This is a genomic window from Spongiibacter thalassae, from assembly GCF_012272835.1.
In the GTDB taxonomy this organism is placed as follows: Bacteria; Pseudomonadota; Gammaproteobacteria; order Pseudomonadales; family Spongiibacteraceae; genus Spongiibacter; species Spongiibacter thalassae.
The window spans coordinates 153,897-172,766 of sequence record NZ_JAAWWK010000008.1; the positions used below are offsets into that span (position 1 = coordinate 153,897).

General features: G+C 58.2%; 16 protein-coding genes and 1 pseudogene. 8 read left to right on the forward strand and 9 right to left on the reverse strand.

All coding sequences use genetic code 11. The annotated features are described in order from the left end of the window. Positions 1-53 precede the first annotated feature (53 nt). Positions 54-437 (forward strand): MAPEG family protein, encoded by a 384-nt coding sequence (locus tag HCU74_RS19070; protein ID WP_168452023.1) that lies wholly within the window; start codon positions 54-56, stop codon positions 435-437. Positions 438-443: 6 nt separating this feature from the next. Here HCU74_RS19070 and HCU74_RS19075 read toward each other — a convergent pair whose 3' ends face one another. The 3 genes from HCU74_RS19075 to HCU74_RS19085 form a co-directional block, all read right to left on the reverse strand. After that, the gene (locus tag HCU74_RS19075) at positions 444-1,340 is read right to left on the reverse strand and encodes an esterase-like activity of phytase family protein (RefSeq protein WP_168452024.1); all 897 of its coding nucleotides are present in this window, start codon (positions 1,338-1,340) and stop codon (positions 444-446) included. Positions 1,341-1,389: 49 nt separating this feature from the next. After that, positions 1,390-2,469: an MBL fold metallo-hydrolase gene (locus HCU74_RS19080; RefSeq protein WP_168452025.1), complete on the reverse strand. Its 1,080-nt coding sequence runs from the start codon at positions 2,467-2,469 to the stop codon at positions 1,390-1,392. A gap of 108 nt (positions 2,470-2,577) precedes the next feature. After that, positions 2,578-4,593, reverse strand: a complete 2,016-nt coding sequence (locus tag HCU74_RS19085; RefSeq protein ID WP_168452026.1) for an NADPH-dependent 2,4-dienoyl-CoA reductase — start codon at positions 4,591-4,593, stop codon at positions 2,578-2,580. A gap of 127 nt (positions 4,594-4,720) precedes the next feature. Here HCU74_RS19085 and HCU74_RS19090 point away from each other — a divergent pair, with 127 nt between their 5' ends. From HCU74_RS19090 to HCU74_RS19100, 3 genes are all read left to right on the forward strand, one after another. Next, entirely contained in the window at positions 4,721-5,374 is a 654-nt protein-coding gene (locus HCU74_RS19090; protein WP_168452027.1) for a TetR/AcrR family transcriptional regulator, read from the forward strand. A 72-nt stretch (positions 5,375-5,446) separates the two neighbouring features. Further along, positions 5,447-6,394 carry an ATP-binding cassette domain-containing protein gene (locus tag HCU74_RS19095; protein ID WP_168452028.1) on the forward strand — a complete coding sequence of 316 codons (948 nt, stop codon included), beginning with the start codon at positions 5,447-5,449 and terminating at the stop codon, positions 6,392-6,394. After that, positions 6,391-7,152 (forward strand): ABC transporter permease, encoded by a 762-nt coding sequence (locus tag HCU74_RS19100; RefSeq protein WP_168452029.1) that lies wholly within the window; start codon positions 6,391-6,393, stop codon positions 7,150-7,152. The genes HCU74_RS19095 and HCU74_RS19100 overlap by 4 nt, the downstream gene beginning before the upstream one ends. 21 nt (positions 7,153-7,173) lie before the next feature. On the opposite strand, the gene HCU74_RS19105 is transcribed toward HCU74_RS19100, so the two are convergent. The 6 genes and pseudogenes from HCU74_RS19105 to HCU74_RS20485 form a co-directional block, all read right to left on the reverse strand. After that, positions 7,174-7,710, reverse strand: coding sequence for a hypothetical protein (locus HCU74_RS19105; protein WP_168452030.1), 537 nt, complete (start codon positions 7,708-7,710; stop codon positions 7,174-7,176). A gap of 12 nt (positions 7,711-7,722) precedes the next feature. Beyond that, positions 7,723-9,942 carry a xanthine dehydrogenase family protein molybdopterin-binding subunit gene (locus HCU74_RS19110; protein WP_168452031.1) on the reverse strand — a complete coding sequence of 740 codons (2,220 nt, stop codon included), beginning with the start codon at positions 9,940-9,942 and terminating at the stop codon, positions 7,723-7,725. A 10-nt stretch (positions 9,943-9,952) separates the two neighbouring features. After that, on the reverse strand, positions 9,953-10,411 hold the full coding sequence (locus HCU74_RS19115) for a (2Fe-2S)-binding protein (protein ID WP_168452032.1): 459 nt from the start codon (positions 10,409-10,411) through the stop codon (positions 9,953-9,955). Positions 10,412-10,567: 156 nt separating this feature from the next. Then, positions 10,568-11,554 carry a serine/threonine protein kinase gene (locus tag HCU74_RS19120; RefSeq protein WP_168452033.1) on the reverse strand — a complete coding sequence of 329 codons (987 nt, stop codon included), beginning with the start codon at positions 11,552-11,554 and terminating at the stop codon, positions 10,568-10,570. A gap of 6 nt (positions 11,555-11,560) precedes the next feature. Further along, on the reverse strand, positions 11,561-11,926 hold the full coding sequence (locus tag HCU74_RS19125; protein WP_168452034.1) for a ComF family protein: 366 nt from the start codon (positions 11,924-11,926) through the stop codon (positions 11,561-11,563). A 186-nt stretch (positions 11,927-12,112) separates the two neighbouring features. Continuing rightward, positions 12,113-12,307: pseudogene (locus HCU74_RS20485) on the reverse strand (double zinc ribbon domain-containing protein); the annotation flags it as partial. 74 nt (positions 12,308-12,381) lie between these two features. Here HCU74_RS20485 and bioB point away from each other — a divergent pair. The 4 genes from bioB to HCU74_RS19145 all read left to right on the forward strand — a co-directional run bounded on the left by bioB (position 12,382) and on the right by HCU74_RS19145 (position 18,839). Continuing rightward, positions 12,382-13,434 carry a biotin synthase BioB gene (gene bioB / locus HCU74_RS19130; protein ID WP_168452035.1) on the forward strand — a complete coding sequence of 351 codons (1,053 nt, stop codon included), beginning with the start codon at positions 12,382-12,384 and terminating at the stop codon, positions 13,432-13,434. 19 nt (positions 13,435-13,453) lie between these two features. Further along, positions 13,454-14,671, forward strand: a complete 1,218-nt coding sequence (gene bioF / locus HCU74_RS19135; RefSeq protein ID WP_168452036.1) for an 8-amino-7-oxononanoate synthase — start codon at positions 13,454-13,456, stop codon at positions 14,669-14,671. Continuing rightward, positions 14,668-16,296, forward strand: a complete 1,629-nt coding sequence (gene bioC / locus HCU74_RS19140) for a malonyl-ACP O-methyltransferase BioC (RefSeq protein WP_168452037.1) — start codon at positions 14,668-14,670, stop codon at positions 16,294-16,296. Before bioF ends, bioC begins: the two co-directional genes overlap by 4 nt. A 719-nt stretch (positions 16,297-17,015) precedes the next feature. Then, positions 17,016-18,839: a hypothetical protein gene (locus tag HCU74_RS19145; RefSeq protein ID WP_168452038.1), complete on the forward strand. Its 1,824-nt coding sequence runs from the start codon at positions 17,016-17,018 to the stop codon at positions 18,837-18,839. Positions 18,840-18,870: the final 31 nt, after the last annotated feature.

Genomic DNA, 18,870 nt, shown 5'->3' on the forward strand with positions numbered 1-18,870 from the left:
ATTTTTGCAAACAGGAGCGAAGGCTCCACACAATCATCAACGAGGATAATAAAATGACAATTGCACTATGGTGTGTTCTCGCCTTTGGCCTGATGTGTCCCTTGAGCGGGCTACTGGCCAAGGGCGGAAAAGTGGATGGCAAGCGTTACGACAACAATCATCCGCGCCAGTGGCTGGCCAAGGTAGAAGGCCGCTCCGCCCGCGCGGTGGCGGCGATGAATAACAGTTTCGAAAGTTTTCCCCTGTTCGCTGCTGCGGTGATTATTGCTCATTTCGGCGGTGCCGCTGAGGCGACGGTAAACACCCTCGCATTGGCGTTTGTCGCGGTACGGGTGCTGTATATCGTGTGCTACCTGCAAAACTGGGGCGGGTTACGCAGTGCAGTGTGGGGTGTGGGCCTGGCGATTTGTATCGCCCTGTTCTATATCACACCGTAGAGGAGTCTATTTCTGCGCCGACGCCGCTGTTGGCCGCCTGACGGTAAGCAACCTGGTGGGGAGTCCTTCGCTGCCAATGATAATGCTGGTGCCGTCGGCGGAGAAGGTAATGGCCTCTGCCTGGCGCAGTTTGGGTAATTTCAGTGCCTGGGGGTTCCCATTCAATGCCTCCACCCAGCTTTGTCCAGGGCGGCGGGGAAAGTAATAGCTGTCGCGCAGCGTGCTGATCGCCGCCCCCCGGCCGTCCGGGGCAAAGGCGAGACCGGTTGGCGAGTGTTGGCTGATACCGCCTGCGCGCTGGGGTCGGTGGCTGGCAGGAGAGGGCAAGCTGGTGACAGCGCCCAGCGAGGTGAGCAGCACCGGTCGTTCCGGCAGGGCATCCAGCGAAAAGCGATAGAGCTGGGGGTGCACCTCCCGTTTGCTCAGCAGATAGACCATGCGCTCGGCGGGGTCTACGGCCAGGGCCTCGATATCCCTCGGGCCACCGTCAAAAACAAGGTTGTAACGCCGCAGTAGACGCAGAGCTGGCCTGCCCTGATGGCGACTTTCCCTGAGTAGATATACCTCGATCATCGGCCGCACTGCAAAGTTGTCGCCGATATCCCCCACCAGCAGGTAGCTGCCGCTGGGGTCGCGAAAACTCGTAATATCTTCCCAGTCAAAAGCCTTGGCGTTGGTAATTCGATGAACCTGTAGTTGTGGGCTGCCCGGTTGCAGTAGATACAGTTGCGCAATATCCCCGCTGTCATTGTGCGCCCAATAAAAACCGGGAGCACTGTGGCTGGCGGCGAGCCCGCTTAGCTCCCCAAGGCGGGGGTCGTTAAGGGTGACGCTGGGTTCGGCGGCAAGCCCCGGGTGCGTCAGCAGCAGAACTACTGCGGCGAGTCTGGTACGAAATGTCATGTAGGGCATGGATGGGCCGGACAAGTAGAGGTAGGCATGGGCTGCTGCGCTAATCGACGACTACCGTTTCGCCTATTGCGAGGGTGGTAAATTCATCTTTTGCCAGTTTGGCGTTGTCGGCGGCCTGCTTCAAGTCTTTTTGCGGCGCGTCGATATCCTCCGCTGACAGTTGGAAGGTTGCCCAGTGCATACCAATGCTTTTTCTGGCGCGCAGATCCAGGTGGATTTGCACCGCTTCACCAGGGTCGACATGTTGCTCCCGAAGAAAGTCCCGGGGCAGGTAGGCCCCGATGGGAATCAAGGCGATATCCGGGCGGGGCAGGCGGCGGCCAATTTCCTTGAACTGAATGGGATTGTAGCCGGTGTCGCCGCCGAACCAGATACTGCGTTGGTCAATCTGTATATGCCAGGAGGCCCATAGGCTGGCGAAGCGATCGCCAATGCCCCGGCCGGACCAATGTTGGCTTGGGGTTGCGGTCACTGTCGCCTCGCCGATGCGCGCTGTCTGCCACCAATCCCGCTCAATCACCCTGTCCGGGGCGATACCCAGCTTGGTAAACCAGGGTTTCAGTCCCAGCGGCACTAGATAGAGCGGCTGGTTGCCCAGTGCGCGAATACTGTCCCGGTCGAGGTGGTCGTAGTGATTGTGGGAGATTAGCACCAGATCAATGGGCGGTAATTGCTCGAGGCTGATCGGCATGGGCACAAGGCGCTTTGGGCCAAGAAACGACAGCGGTGAGGCGCGCTGGGAGAATATCGGGTCGGTGAGAACGGTTATACCACGGTGCTGAATAACGAAGGTGGAATGGCCCACCCAGCTGATTTGCAAGCGCTGGTGATCGGGGCTGGTCAGCGCCGGTGACGGAACTGTGCTGGTAATCCGCTGCCGTTGGCGGTGTTGGTCGGCGATGTACAGGTCGGAGAAAAAGCGCAGTCGGAGCAGCTCCCACAGGCTTTTGTCGAAGTGTTCCAGATGCGGGTTTTGAAAGCCCTCATCGCCATGATGGGGCGGCGGAGGCGCGGGTGCAGCGCCGCTGGGGAGGCTGCCCAGTAGCAGGCTGGTCAGCAGCAGAAAGCCAGAAAATAGTGTTGAAGTGTGGCGCTGGCGTGAGAGGTGACAAAGGGGCATGACTGTTTACCGTTGGCGAATGGCTGGTTGCAGCACGTCTTACGGCATTGTCGAGTGAGCCGATGAGCGGCGGCAATAACGGCCAATGCTCATCGGCATCATACACCCTTACAGACTGGCCGCCAGGCGGGTGCCCTGGTCGATGGCACGCTTGGCATCGAGTTCTGCCGCCACGTCGGCTCCGCCAATGCAATGGCTGGGCTTGGTCAGCCCCTCTTGTAGCTCGCGCAGGGGATCCTGGCCCGCACAATAGATGACATTGTCGACCGCGAGGCAGCGTTCTTCATCGCCGACGCGGATGTGCAGGCCTTGGTCATCAATACGTAGATATTCACAGCCGGCGAGCATCTCTACCCCTTTGTGAATTAGTCCGGTGCGGTGAATCCAGCCGGTGGTTTTACCCAGACCAGCGCCGACTTTACTGGTTTTGCGTTGCAGCAGGGTGACCTTGCGCGGTGCCGGGCTGGGGTTAGCGGCAACCCCTTCAATACCACCACGTGCTTGCAGGCTCATATCGACCCCCCACTCGCGCATGAAGGTTTCGATATTGGTGCTGCTGTCGCTGCTGTGAACCAGTGCTTCAGCAACGTCGAAGCCGATGCCACCCGCGCCGATGATCGCCACGGACTGGCCCACTTCGCGGTCGTCGCGGAGCACATCCAGGTAGCTCATGACCTTGGGGTGGTCGATGCCGGGAATTGCCGGTGTGCGGGGGCTGACACCCGTGGCGAGAACGATTTCGTCAAAATCGCCGTTGTTCAGTGTGGCGCTGTCGACGCGCTGACCTAGCTTCACCGTTACCGACGACAATTCCAGACGGCGACGGAAGTAGCGCAGGGTTTCGTTGAATTCTTCTTTGCCGGGTACCTTGCGGGCGATATTAAATTGACCGCCAATGGCGTCGCTGGCTTCGAACAGTGTCACGGTGTGACCGCGCTCTGCGGCTGTGCAGGCGAAGGCCAGGCCCGCAGGGCCGGCACCGACCACCGCAAATTTCCTTGGAGCTTCGGTTTTTGCGATGTTCAGCTCGGTTTCGTGACAGGCGCGGGGGTTGACCAGGCAGCTGGTCATGCGTCCGGTAAAGACATGGTCCAGGCAGGCCTGGTTACAGCCGATGCAGGTGTTGATTTCGTCGCTGCGACCGGCGGCGGCCTTGGCGATAAAGTCCGGGTCTGCCAGAAAGGGGCGGGCCATGGATACCATGTCGGCATCGCCACGGGCCAGAACGTCTTCAGCGACCTCAGGGGTGTTGATTCGGTTTGAGGTAATCACCGGGATATTCAGCGCCTTACGGAATTTTGCGGTGACCCAAGTGAATGCGGCGCGGGGCACTTTGGTTGCAATGGTGGGAATGCGCGACTCGTGCCAGCCGATACCGGTGTTGATCAGTGTGGCGCCGGCCTGCTCTACCGCCAGCCCCAATTGCAGGATTTCGTCGTAGCTGCTGCCCCCTTCGACCAGGTCGAGCATCGACAGTCGGTAGATGATAATGAAGTTCTCACCGACAGCTTCCCGCACACGGCGTACCACCTCAATGGCAAGGCGCATACGATTTTCATAGCTGCCACCCCAGTCGTCTTCACGCTGGTTGGTGCGCGCGGCCAAAAATTGGTTAATAAAATAGCCTTCTGAACCCATAATTTCGACGCCGTCGTAACCGGCCTTTTGGGCGAGGGTGGCGGTGCGTACAAAATCGTTAATTTGTTCTTCGATCTGCGCCTCGGAAGCGGCCTCGGGGGTGAATACATTGATGGGGGCACGTATTGCCGAGGGGGCGATGGGGTTTTCATTGAAGGCGTAGCGGCCGGTGTGCAGGATCTGCATGCAGATTTTTCCGCCCTCGGCGTGTACCGCGTCGGTGACAATACGGTGGCCCGCGCAATCTGCCTCGGATTCCAGCATTTTGGTGTGCTCGTGGGTGGCGGCGCGTTTGTTGGGCCCGAAGCCACCGGTCACAATCAGCGATACCCCGCCCCGTGCCCGCTCGGCGAAAAACGCGGCCATCCGCTCAAAGCCATTTTCAGCTTCCTCCAGTCCTGTGTGCATCGAGCCCATCAACACTCGGTTGGGGAGCTGGGTAAAGCCTAGGTCGAGGGGTTTAAGCAGGTTGGGGTATGCGGTCATTGGTGGGTTCTCCGAGCTGTTTTGCAGTAGGTCGCTTCCAGTAGAAACAAGCAAACTGGACGGCGTCAAGATTTGCAGGCTAGCGCGCAATGTAGACAGTGTCAAGATGCTCTGATAGATTGCTTCCATGAGTAAATTGACCAAGTCTTCCTCGGTAGCACCGCCATCGGTCCCCGCAACGGCGCGAAGTTACCACCACGGTGACCTGCGCAGCGAACTGCTGGATGCGGCCGCGCGACTACTGCGTGAGGAGGGTGAGGCAGGACTGTCGATGCGGCGCCTGGCCCAGGAGCTGGGGGTGTCGCGCACGGCGCCCTACCATCACTTTGCTGACAAGCACAGCCTGTTGTGCGGGGTGGCCGAAGAGGGGTTTCGCCGTTTCAGGCGAGTGTTGAGCGAGAGTGAGCTTGGGCTGCACGGTGTGCTGCGCGAGGATAGTCTGCGGGATTTCTCCCGCCGCTACGTGGATTTTGCGGTCAATAACGCCGAATATTACGACCTGATGTTTGGCGGAAAATTGTGGAAGTCCCAGGCGCTCACCGAGTCGCTTAAAACCGAGGCATACCGCGCCTTCCGCGAATACCTCGGCTATATTCGCGGCTACCAGCAACAGGGGCAGATCAGCTCGGAAGTCGCGCCATTGCGCTTTGCCCAGCTGAGTTGGTCAACACTGCACGGCATCAGTCGCTTATTGATTGACGGCATATATCTCGAGTCGGAGGTGGTGGAGGAAATGTGCCGTACCGCCGCCGAAATGTTTGCCCGTCAGGCGCGGCTGTGACAGTCGGGCTTGTCTCGCTTCAGCGGCTGGGTAACACTAGCGGCTTTATGGCGAATCATGATGGGAGAGGCAGTGGCAGCGGTTATCAGTGTGCGCGGCGTATCCAAGGTGTACCCCTCCGGGTTGAAAGCCCTCGATAACATCGAACTCGATATCAATCGCGGTGAGATTTTTGCCCTGCTCGGTCCCAATGGTGCAGGAAAAACCACGCTGATCAGTATTATTTGCGGGATCGTCAATGCGAGCTCGGGCAGTGTGCTGGCCGACGGTCACGATATCGTCAAGGACTACCGCATTGCCCGCAGCCGTATCGGCCTGGTGCCTCAGGAATTATCGACCGACGGCTTTGAAAGCGTCTGGGCGACAGTCACCTTCAGTCGTGGTCTGTTCGGCAAGCCCAGCGCCCCTGAATATCTCGAGAAAATTCTTCGTCAATTGTCGCTGTGGGAGAAAAAAGACGCCCGTATCATGTCGTTGTCGGGGGGGATGAAACGGCGGGTAATGATTGCCAAAGCCCTGTCCCACGAGCCGGATATTCTGTTCCTCGATGAACCTACGGCGGGGGTGGACGTCGAGCTGCGGCGGGATATGTGGGAGATGGTGCGGGGGCTGCGGGACAATGGCGTCACCATTATTTTAACCACCCACTACATCGAAGAAGCCGAGGAGATGGCCGATCGTATCGGCGTGATTCGTCGCGGCCGGTTATTGCTGGTCGAGGGCAAGGAGGCGCTGATGGAAAAGCTCGGCCAGAAGCAGCTGTGTCTGCAACTGCAACAGCCTCTGGCGGCATTGCCCGACGAATTTTCTTCATATCCCCTCACCCTGAGTGCCGATGGTCATGAACTGACGTATCACTACGACAGTCAGAGTGAGCACACCGGCATTGCTGAGTTGTTTCGGCGTTTGCAGCAACACGGCATCGATTACAAGGATCTGCATTCGACCCAGCGTAGTCTGGAGGAAATTTTTGTCAGGTTGGTCAGCGATCAGCGGCCGACGGAGGGGCTTGGCCGATGAATTTACACGCGGTGCGCGCTATTTATTTGTTCGAGATGAACCGCATGTGGCGGACCTTGCTGCAAAGCATTGCGTCGCCGGTGATCTCGACCTCCCTCTATTTCGTGGTATTTGGTTCTGCCATTGGCTCCAAAATGGTGGCGATAGACGGCATCAGTTACGGTGCGTTTATCATTCCCGGCCTGGTCATGCTGGCGCTGTTGACGGAAAGTATTTCCAATGCCGCGTTCGGCATTTTCTTTCCTAAATACAATGGCACGATATACGAGCTACTGTCGGCGCCGGTGGCGCTGCCGGAAATTCTATTGGGCTATGTGGGGGCTGCCGCCAGCAAGTCGATTCTGCTCGGTTTGACGATTCTCCTCACCGCCCGCCTGTTTGTTGATTACCACATTGCCCACCCGTTTTGGATGTTGGGCTTTCTGGTATTGACGGCGGTGACCTTCAGTCTGTTTGGATTCATCATCGGTATCTGGGCTGATGGATTTGAAAAATTGCAGATTGTGCCCATGCTGATAGTGACCCCACTGGCCTTCCTCGGGGGCAGCTTTTACTCGATCAGTATGTTGCCGCCGTTGTGGCAGACAATCACCCTGGCAAATCCTGTGGTTTACCTGATTAGCGGCTTTCGCTGGAGTTTTTACGATGTCGCCGATGTGAATGTCGGTGTGAGTCTGGCGATGACCCTGGGCTTCCTGCTGCTGTGTCTGGTAGTGATAAGCTGGATGTTCAAGCGCGGCTATCGGTTGAAGCAATAGATAGCCGCTCACGGGGCACCGTTAGCAGGGGCCTCCGGCATTGACCCACAGGGACAGCAGACGCACGAACTCCTCGTGCTCATAGGGCGGGCGGCTGCGGTTCTGACCCGGTGACCAACCCCACAGCACCAGAGCGTCTTCGCTCATGTGGTGGAGCAGGTCGTTGAGATCGCGGTTACCATTCTTGTCCAGGTCCTTCAGGGCGACGCACAGCTCCTGAGGGGACAGACCCTCCCAGGCCATGCTCAGCGGCGCCAGTGCCCAGTGGGGAGCACCCGGAACCTCGTCGTCGGCCACATTGCGGTCCTGATGGCAGGCGGAGCATTGCAGGGTCGGTGCGCCGTGATTGTCGTCACCGCGCACGACCAACTGGTCGTGGCGACGGCGTTCATCTCCCTGTCGAGGGAAGTCGGTGGCGGTGTGACAGTTCAAGCAGCGGGGATGGGTCAACACCTCATAGATCGGCGCGAACAGGGGTGACTGGGCTAAGCTGCTGGGACATAGCCCCAGCAGTGCCAGACCAAATATCAACGGCAGGGATTGGCGAAGTGGTTTCATAGGTCAAATCCCTCAGGCGATCACAAAGTTCAGGTTTTTCAGTGGCAATTCGCGAATTTGCTCACCGGTGGCGGCAAATATGGCGTTGGCCAGTGCCGGGCCGACGGCGGGAACACCGATCTCGCCGACGCCGCCGGGGTTGTCGCCACTGGGCATCAGCACCGTGTCGATCTGTGGGGTTTGGTGCATGCGCAGAACGGGGTAGTCGTCAAAGTTGCTCTGTTGTACGACGCCATCGCGCAATTCAATTTCACCGAATAGCACACTGGACAGGGCAAAAATAACCCCGGATTCCACCTGCGCGACGACGAGGTCCGGGTTCACCGCGGTGCCGCAGTCTATAGCGCTCACCACGCGATGAACTTTGAGCTCGCGGTCGCCGGTCACGCTGACCTCCACTACCTGGGCAATATAGCTTTGCCAGTGAGCGATAAGGGCGATGCCCTGGCTTCTGCCCGCGGGGGGATTGCCCCAATTGGCGGCCTGGGCAACGCCATCGAGCACCGCCAGCAGGCGTGGGTTGTTTCCCAGCATTTCGCGGCGATAGTGGTAAGGGTCGCGGCTGTAGCGGTGGGCAATCTCGTCGATAAAGGTTTCCTGGGCGAACACATCGCTGAACTTGTTTACCGAGCGCATCCACAGCGAGGGCATCTGCGGAATCAGGGTAAGGTGGGCGTCCATATGCACATTGTCGATGGCGTAGGGCATGCCCGTTTCCAGGTCGTTCAGCTCACCCAGTGGCGGTAGCTCCATTTCCGCGAGGGTGTCCAGCTGCTCCTCGAAATAGAGGGAGGAAGTCACGTCCTGGGTTACCGCGCGGTGGGTCCACGCAGTGATTGTGCCGTTGTTATCGAGGGCGGCGCTGACCCGAACGCTGGCGGCAGGACGGTAGTAGCCGCCCTTCATATCGTCCTCGCGGGTCCAGATAACCTTAACCGGCTGTTGCAGGGTTTTGGCCACGTGGCAGGCATCGCGCACATAGTCGGAGAGGGGGTTGCCACGGCGGCCGAAGCCGCCACCGGAGGTCATGGTGTGAAAGTTGATCTGTTCGGGGAGTAACCCGAGAATACTGGCAGCAAACAGCCGGTCGATAGTCTGGGACTGGCTGCCCGTCCATATTTCGGCAGCGGAGCCAGTGTAGTCGACGGTGACGTTGAGTGGCTCCATTGCCGCGTGGGCCATAAAGGGAAAGAAATAATCGGCGCTCAGTACGTCGCTGGCGGCGGCCTGGGCTAATAGCACGGCGCCGTCGCTGCGCACGGGCACCCCGGGCAGATTCAGCGATGCCTGATAATTGCTGCGGGTTTGCGCGCTGTCGGTACGCCCGGCCAGTGCTTCGTTCCAACTGACTTCCAGAGCCTTGCGCCCCTGCTCCGCCGACCAGAAATCATTGGCGATAACGGCGACTCCCGACGGTATGGTGAATACCTCAAGCACTCCGGGAATGGCAAGTGCTGCGTTGCTGTTGACCGACTGGGGCTGACCGAAGAATCGCGGTGGGCGGGCAATTACCGCAGTGAGCATACCCGGTATGTCGACGTCCATGCCGTAAATTTCGCTACCGTTGGTTTTACGCACGGCGTCGAGGCGCTGCCGAGTGCTGCCAATAATGGTGTAGTTGGCGGGGTCTTTCAGCGGCGGATTGATGGGCACATTTTGCGCTGCGGCAGCCTCGGCCAGATCGCCGTAACTGGCGCTGCGCTGGTTTGCATCGTCGATGACAAAGCTTTTCTCTGTGCGCAGTGTCGACGGTTCAACGTTCCAGCGTTCCGCTGCAGCGGCGATCAGCATATGTCGCACTGCGGCGCCGGCGCGGCGCTGGGCGGCGAAATAACCCCGGGTAGCGGCGCTGGCGACGGTAAATTGCAGGGCGCCAAAGTAGGGGTTGTCGAATTGGGCGGCTACCGGCGAGTGGGCGGAGGTGACCCGTGACCAATCGGCGTCGAGCTCTTCTGCGACAATCATCGGGATTGCGGTCAGCGCGCCCTGTCCGATCTCCGAGGCGCCTACCAATACTCGTATGGAATTGTCGCTGCTGATGCGCAGAAACTCGCCCACAGCAAAAGTTTCAGCGGGATCGCCGCCATTGCCAGGTGCAGAGTCGGGATTTGACGAATCCGGTGGCGTCGGTGAAGGCGAAGATGATGAACCGCCGCCGCAGGCAACCAGTAAGCCGCCCCCGGCAAGGGCGGTGACGCGCAAAAACTGCCGACGTTTGAGCATCGTGTCCATATTGCCTCCGTTACAGCTGTTCGCTGGCAATTTTGTGAATGGCCTTGCGGATGCGGGGATAGGTGCCGCATCGACAGATATTGCCGGACATCGCTTCGTCGATATCGCGATCGCTGGGGGAGGGATTGCTGGTCAGTAGTGCGGTTGCGGCCATTATCTGCCCCGACTGGCAGTAGCCGCATTGGGGCACGTTCAGTGCCTGCCAGGCCTGCTGGACAAGGGCGCCAATCCGCTGTTGATCTACGGCTTCGATGGTGTCGATGCGATGTCCGGCGGCGGCGCTGACCGGTACCACGCAGGCGCGTGTGGGTTGGCCGTCCAGATGTACCGTGCAGGCTCCGCAGAGGGCCTGACCGCAGCCATATTTACTGCCGGTGAGCTTGAGGTCTTCCCTCAATACCCAAAGCAGGGGTTTGGTGTCGGGAACATCGACGGTGTGTTCGTCGCCATTGACTTGCAGGCTGATCATAGAGACTCCAGTCCTGACTTGGGGCGTGTCAGGGAATTTCTCATTATAAGTTGTCGGTGAGAACATTTTACGGTGTGAGGATTCCGCTGCCTAGGGCCTCGTTCACACCTTGGTAAGTACGTTTAATACGGGGTAATTATTTATTCCGATCAGGGCTTAGTAATGAATTTGCAGAGGAGCTTCCTGCACCAGAGCGAGTTGTTCGCGCAGCATAAGGATATGCTCGCCCCAGTAGCGTTCGGTGTTGAACCAGGGAAAGGCGCGGGGGAAGGCGGGGTCTTGCCAGCGGCGGGCGAGCCAGGCCGCGTGATGCATAATGCGCAAGCCCCGCAGGGGTTCAATCAGCGCCAACTCGCGGCTATCGAAGGGGCGGAATTCCTCGTAGCCCTCGATCAGCTCCATCATCGCACGGCGGCGCTGGTCGGTGTCGCCGGAAAGAAACATCCACAAATCCTGTATGGCGGGCGCGGTGCGACTGTCGTCGAAGTCCACCAGCCAGGTTTCACCGTTGCGCCAGAGAATATTGCCCACATGGCCGTCGCCGTGAGTACTCAGCAATTGCGGGCGAGTCTGGGCAAAAACTGCGTCGATGCGTTCGAGCAGGTCTCGGCTCAGGCTGTCGTAGGACTCGCGCAGGCTTGGCGGGATGAAGTCGTTCTCCAGTAAGAACTCGCGGCTGCGGTGGCCAAAGCTGTCCGGGGTCAGGCTGGGACGATGATGGAAAGGCTGTGTTTCACCTACAAGGTGTAACCGGGCAAATAGCCGTCCGAGTTGAAACAGGTTGTCCATGTCGTCCAGGGCCGGGGCGTGGCCACCCCGACGGGGGTAAACCGCAAAGCGAAAACCATTGTGGCTGAACAGGGAGTCACCGCTAGCGGAACGCCAGGGAGGGATCACGGCGATGTCGGCATCCGCCAGTGCCTGGGTGAAGCGATGTTCTTCCAGAATCTGGTCGTCACTCCATCGTTGTGGGCGGTAGAACTTGACGACAACGGGCTCGGCCTCTTCCAGGCCGAATTGATAGACGCGGTTTTCGTAGGAGTTCAGCGCAAAGACTCGGAGATCGCTGCGAAAGCCGACGCTTTCTACGGCATCAATCACGCTGTCCGGGTCGAGCTGGGCGAAGTTGTCGATGTCAGTCATGGCCGTTTACTCCTGCTGGTCGCGCCGGGCTGGTGCGGGGGTGCGCGCCAGACACCAGATATCGACGCGCGTTGCGCCAGCGCGCAACAGTATAGCGGCGAGGGCATTGGCTGTCGTGCCCGTTGTCATCACATCGTCGACAAGGGCGATGTGTTTGCCGCTTACCAATTCAGGGTGTGAAATGGCGAATGCGCCGCGCAGGTTTCGCCGCCGTTGTATGGCGCTGAGTCCTTGCTGAGAAGGTGTATCACGGCGGCGATACAGGTCGTCGTGCAGTCGGATGTCCAGCGCTTTGCTCCAGGTTTCGGCAAGCAATCGCGACTGATTGAAGCCCCGTGTCCAACGCCGTTGCCGGTGAAGCGGAACGGGCATCAGTAGTGCCGGTGTCGCTCGCGTCGGGGATTGGAGGTAGTCCTCGAGCCACAGCTGTGCGAGTAAATGTCCAAGCGCAAATTGCTGTTGATGTTTGAACTTTGCGATGAGCCGACTCACCGGAAATGCATAGAGGAAGGGGCAGAAGGTATGACTAAAGGCCGGTGTTCGATGGAGGCAGTGGGCGCAGAACCGGGATTGAGTGAGATTGGGCAGAGGCAGTGCGCACTGTTCGCAGGGCGAGGAGATGCGCGGCAGATCGTCGCGGCAGGGGAGGCATATCTGTGCGTGGTGTTCACAGGGGGCCAGGCAGAGTAGGCAGCGGAACGGGAGAAGGGCTTGGGTAAGCCGCTGAAAAAGCGAGTTGTAAACCATGCGCATCCTTGCGGGTTGACAGCGAGCGTGTTGGCGGTATGATTGACAACCTGAACCGGCAACTTTTTTGAGTATCGATTATGAACGGCAGCGCGACAATACGTAATGACTGGAATCTGCAGGAAGTTCAGGCTTTGTTTGAGCTGCCCTTCAATGATTTGTTGTTTCAGGCGCAAACCGTACACCGGCAGAATTTCGACCCCAATACTGTACAGGTGAGCACGCTGCTGTCGATCAAAACCGGTGCCTGCCCTGAAGACTGCAAGTATTGCCCGCAGAGCAATCGCTACGATACCGGGCTTGAAAAAGAAAAGTTGATGGAGGTTGAGAAGGTTCTCGAGGAAGCCCGGGCCGCCAAGGCGCAGGGTTCGACCCGTTTCTGTATGGGAGCCGCTTGGCGCTCACCGAAGAAAAAAGACATGCCCTACGTCACCGCGATGGTTAAAGGGGTCAAGGCCATGGGGCTGGAGACCTGCATGACACTGGGAATGTTGACCGACCAGCAAGCCGCTGAATTGGCTGAGGCCGGCCTGGATTACTACAATCACAACCTGGACACTTCGCCGGAGTTCTACGGTGAAATTATTACCACCCGCAGTTATCAGGACCGTCTGACTACCCTGGGCCATGTGCGCGATGCGGGTATCAAGGTCTGTGCCGGCGGTATTGTCGGCATGGGCGAGTCGGTGAAGGATCGCGCTGGCCTGCTGGTGCAGTTGGCCAATCTGCCGGTTCATCCCGAAAGCGTGCCGATCAATATGCTGGTGCGTGTGGAAGGGACCCCGCTGGCGGAAAATGAAGATCTCGACCCCTTTGACTTTATTCGCACCATTGCGGTCGCACGGATTCTTATGCCGCAGTCCCACGTGCGCTTGTCGGCAGGGCGCGAACAAATGAATGAGCAGATGCACGCGCTGGCCTATTTCGCCGGGGCAAACTCCATCTTTTACGGTGAGAAGCTGCTGACCACACCCAACCCCGAAGCCAATAAAGATCTGCAGTTGTTTGCCCGCCTTGGTATCAAGCCCGAGGAGCGTTGCACCGCAGAGGATGATGAAACTGCCGCTTCGGCACTCCTCGGTGAAGTCGAAAAGGCCCAGAACGACAAGTTCTTTTACGACGCCACTGCCTGAGCCAGCAAGGCTCAATGCAATGGAAAAAAACCTTCAAGCCCGTTTGGCCGAGCGCCAGCGGCAGTCCCGCTATCGCCAGCGGCGGTTGATCAGCTCCGCACAGGGGCCGGAAATACGCGTTGGCGGCAAGCTGCTGTTGCAGTTTTGCAGCAACGACTACCTTGGCCATGCAGCCCATCCCGCACTGGCCGAGGCAATGTGCGCCGCCACGGCCTCTCATGGGGTCGGCAGCGGGGCCTCCCACCTGGTTTGCGGCCACAGTGACCTTCACCATCAACTGGAATTGCGGCTCGCAGAGCTAACAGGTCGCGATCGTGCCCTGCTGTTCTCTACCGGCTATATGGCCAACCTGGGCATTATCGCTGCGCTGCTGGGTCGTGGTGATCAGGTGCTGGAGGATCGTCTCAATCACGCATCGTTGCTCGACGGTGGCCTGCTTAGCGGAGCGCGCTTTCAGCGCTTTCGCCACAATGACCTCGCTGATCTGGAAAGCCGTTTGGCGGCACTGCCGGACAAGGGCGAGCGTTTGGTGGTGGTCGATGCGGTATACAGCATGGATGGCGATCAAGCACCGCTCGTCGAATTGGCAGAGACCAGCGCGCGTCACAGTGCATGGCTGATGGCTGACGATGCTCACGGCTTTGGTGTGCTTGGCGCACACGGTGGAGGCTCGGCCCAGCACTTTCAGCTCGGCCAGCAGGAATTGCCGATTTTGATGGGTACCTTGGGTAAGGCTGTGGGTAGTTTCGGCGCCTTTGTTGCCGGTAGCGAAACTCTGATAGAAAGTCTTATTCAGTTTGCCCGTCCCTATATTTATACCACGGCGATGCCGGCAGCGGTGGCCGCGGCGACGCTCGCGTCCCTCGATTTAATGGCATCGGAGTCCTGGCGGCGCGAGCGTCTACACAGGTTAATCCAGTCTTTTCGCGAGCGCGCCGATGCCGCCGGCCTGCCCCTGATGCCCTCGGTAAGCCCGATTCAGCCATTGCTGGTCGGAGACGAAGATCTGGCGATGTCCATCAGTGCGGCGCTGGAAGAGCGGGGCGTGCTCATTTCGGCCATTCGTCCGCCTACGGTTCCCCCGGGTAGCTCGCGGCTGCGGCTGACGCTGACGGCAGCGCACAGCGATTCACAGGTCGATCGCCTGCTCGATACTCTGGTAGAGGTATTTCGCCGGGTCGCGCCGGAATTGCTGTTTCGGCAAAGCAGTAGCGATGTGCGAGTTGACGATCAATGACTGTGATATACAAAGAACGATTGGCATCGGCCCGCGGCGATGCACCCGAGCTGGTGCTGTTGCACGGTTGGGGTAGTCACTCGGGAATATGGCGATCGCTGGTGGCGGAGCTGCGTCGTGACTTTACTCTGTGCCTGATTGATCTGCCGGGGTTTGGTCGCAGTGCGGGAGTGGATGCCCCCGCTGATCTTCCTGCGCTGCTGGATATGTTGCTGCCCGTACTGCCTGATAGAGCGATATATCTCGGTTGGTCGCTGGGTGCCATGGTGGCCACTGAGCTTGCCGCAGCGTACCCGGAGCGGGTTGCCGCGCTGGTCCGCGTTGCCGCCAACGGGCGGTTTGTGGCGGATAGCAGCTGGCCGCAAGGGATGGCAAAAGAGGTGTTTACCGGTTTTCAAGCCTCCCTGGCCGATGCGCCTGACAAGACCCTGCGCCGCTTTCAGCTGTTGCAAGTGAAGGGCGACGCTCAAGCCAAGGCGCTGTTAAGCGTGTTGCAGGGCGCCGATATCAGTATCGGACATGGCGCCGACGCGGGGCTACATCAGGGGTTGGCATGGCTTGATGCGGCGGACAACGTCGCGGCGTTGCAGCGCGTGACTTGCCCGGTGCTCAACTGTTTTGGCGCCAACGATGTGTTGGTGCCGGTGGCCGCGGTCGAGGTGTTGCGCCACCGCTTTCCCGGCATGTCCTGGGTTTGCTATGACGGTGCGGCCCATATGCCGTTCTATTCCAAAAAAAGCGAGTTTGTTGCCGACCTTCGGGACTTCGTCAGTCGCTGCGGCGCCCTTGCCGAGGGTCTGGAAGAGGTGGATCGCCACTTTGAAAAAGCCGATGTGGCGCGCTCATTTTCCAGAGCGGCGGCCAGCTACGATGGCGCAGCGGAGTTGCAACGGCGGGTGGCGGACAAGTTAATGGTGATGCGCACTGATGCTTTTCAGGGTGGCATACCATCGTCTGATGCCGCAGAGCGGTGGCTCGATCTTGGCTGTGGCACCGGCTATAGTTTGCCGGAGCTTCGTCAGGCATCACCTCATGGACAGCTTTTGGCGGTGGATCTGGCGGAGGGCATGCTGCGCCACGCTCGGGAATATCGGGCAGACTATGCCGATGCCTGGATATGTGCTGACGCAGAGGATCTGCCGCTGGCTGACGCCAGTGTGGATGGGGTGTTCTCAAGTTTGTCGTTACAGTGGTGCGAAAATTTACACGCGCTGTACCTTGAACTCGATCGCGTGTTAACACCCGCGGGCTCAGCCTTTATCGCCACCCTGGGGCCAAGTACCCTGAGGGAGCTGCGCGGCGCCTGGCAGCAGGTTGATGGCTATGTCCATGTCAATCAATTCGCAGAGGCGGCCCAGCTGCGCGTCGCAATCGACGCTGCCGGCCTTGAGCTGGTTGAGTGGGCCGAAAGCGAAGAAGTGCTTTACTACCCCGACCTGAGGCACCTGACCCGAGAGCTGAAGGACCTGGGAGTGCATAATGTTAATAAAGGGCGCGCGGCGGGGCTGACCGGGCGGGCCAGTTTGAACGCCTTGCGAGAGGCCTATGAGGCGTTCCGTGCCCCGGAGGGCTTGCCGACCAGTTATCAGGTTTGGTGCTTGCACCTGAGGAAAAAGGGGGGTTAGCCGGCATCCTGAGTTATAGAGAAACGCACAATACTGGGTCGCTCAAACAAAAACAGGGCACAAATACAGTTTGGGGGCTTGCTCTTGGTGCAATTCAGTGTGGAGTAGGCTATCTTTACTTTCGCTTGGGTGGGTAGATTGGGCCCGAAGCGTACATGTTTTAGGTGAATGTCGCGGTATTAGCCTGCTTGAAGCTTTGCTGCCAGCGATGGTATGAAGCTTGCTGTCAAATACCCGGATTCGGAGCTTGGTCAGCGGAAGCAGATCCGGCTTGGTGTGCTTGATCGTGCAAAATGTGATTGTTTAACAAAAAATCCATTAATGCCGTTCTTGCATACTGTTAGGATAGGCGCGAGCCTCCGCATGAAGAAGGAGGAACGCCAGCGGCGCTGTGCGGGTCGGCCGGAAATTTCTTTTCCGCGACGGGGATGGTGGGCCGCGAAGGTAATAAATGATGCTTGCAGTGTTGGGGTTTGATACTTATTCAATCTCTGATATTGTTTTGCGAACAACAAGATGTAGAAGTGGACTTGTGTCGGGGGAGTGCCGCGAAATCCCACAGCCTTGAGCTGCGTAGACAGTAAGGCGGGTTTTTGTTTGACGCGATATCTGCCACATAATAAAAAGCTTCAAGCTTTGGTTAGAAGTGAAGGGCCTGGCGCGATGGTGCAGTCGATGCTGGCAACAATCTATCTATGTAATGGAAAACGGAGTTTACGATGAATTGTGCGAAAAATAAGCAGTTTAAGCTTAAACTGCTCGCTGCAGGTATCGTCTCAGCAGGTGCGCTTGTAGGGTGTAGTGATAGTGGCAGCGCGACGCCGCCGAAGCCGATCGATCCCAGCCGGTTTTATATCCAGATGGTTGATGAGGAAGGTGTTCCTCTGACCGCCGGTACTATCAGCATTAAAAATGCAGATGGTACGGACACCTCCGGAGATGCGACACGCTTCTCGTCACTGGAGAACGACATTGCGGCGACGACTTATGACGTGAGTCAGTTCCCCTTTGGTGTCGCTTCGCTGAACCTGATCAGCTCTTCACCACTGGTGTCTGAGGATGATCTGGATGTTGTGTTTGTCGGCTCTGCGCCAAACTACATTTCCAGCAGCGCCAAGCGCGTTTTTACTGAATCAGGAACAGAGACCATCGAAATTACTTTGGTATCTGACACTCCAGCGACTACCGCGTCAGTTTCGACCTCGAAAACGACCACTGCTCCGGCAGCGGGCGGGAACGCGCCAAACACACCAATTACGGCTGCTACAGCTCCACGTGCAGCGGCTCCCGGAACTGCGGAAGTTAAGGGTACAACGGCGTTAACAATACCCGCAGGTACCAAGCTGCGTAAAAGCAACGGGACTGCAGCGGCAGATGGCCCTATGCAACTTACAGTGGCCTACTTTGAAAACGATACTGCTGCGGACGTGACTCCGGCTGGTGGCTCTCTGGCTCTGTTCCCCGGTGGTCTGGATGTTACTGCTGGTGGGAACAACGGTTCTTTCTCTACCGCGGGCTTTACTGCGATTGAGTTGCGCGATGCCGATGGTGATCTGATCACTGACTTCGACGGCGACCGTATCACCATTGATATTACTATCCCTGAAGGAACTACGATTCCTGCTGGCTCAACTGTGGGCTCAGACACGCCGCCTCTAGGAGTTGTTAACGCCGGTGACACTGTTCCGGTCTGGTCCTACGACGAATTGACCGGTAAGTGGACAGCTCAGCTTGATGCGAATGGCCAGCAAATTATCGCGCCGGTAACTGATACCACGCCAGGCGATGGCCTGCTGAATGTGTCCTTTGACACTAATCACTTGACCTACTTCAACCTGGATTACTTCTACAACGGGTGTACTACCAGTGGTGGCGGTATAGTGACGACGGTGAATCTTGTCAACGCTCAGGGCCAGCCTAATACAGAGGTTCTGAAACTGACGGCGGTAACCAGTAGCGGCGGTGGTTACCTCAATAACTATCCGATTCGGGGCAATGAGCTTAAGATAAGACGTCCGCCTAACTTCCCCTTGAAGGTGAAAATTGTTGGATCATCGTCCAATACCAAGTTGGTGTCCTTCACTAAAGGTGGAACCACCAAAACAGCCGACGCTAATGGCTTCGTTTCACTGACCAACATCTGTGAATTGGATGGTGGTAGCCTGAACCTGGGTGGCGCTGCGCCGACTCTGGTAGATGTAAACTTCAGCGTCGTTGAAACCTGTAGCGATATTGCAGGTGAAACCCGTCCGGTTAGCGTTGCAGGCACCACCCTGGATAACCGCAGTCGCTTCTTCAAGAATGTGCCCACAGACAATGCTCAGGGTACAGCTACTGTTGCAGGCTTCTTGCAGGGTGCGTCCTACCGCTTTGTAGCTCAAAAAGCTGGCGGTGCCGCGAATAGCAAGGCATTTATTGCCGCGCAGGGTGGCCAGGTTTCACTGTCGGTTGGCACGAGAACCTGTAAAGCCACAGGTGGTACTGGCGGTACAGGTGGCACTGGCGGCACCGGTGGTACTGGTGGCGCAGGTGGCGGTGGTTAATACCCCACAGCAAAGCTAAAGCATTAAGGGC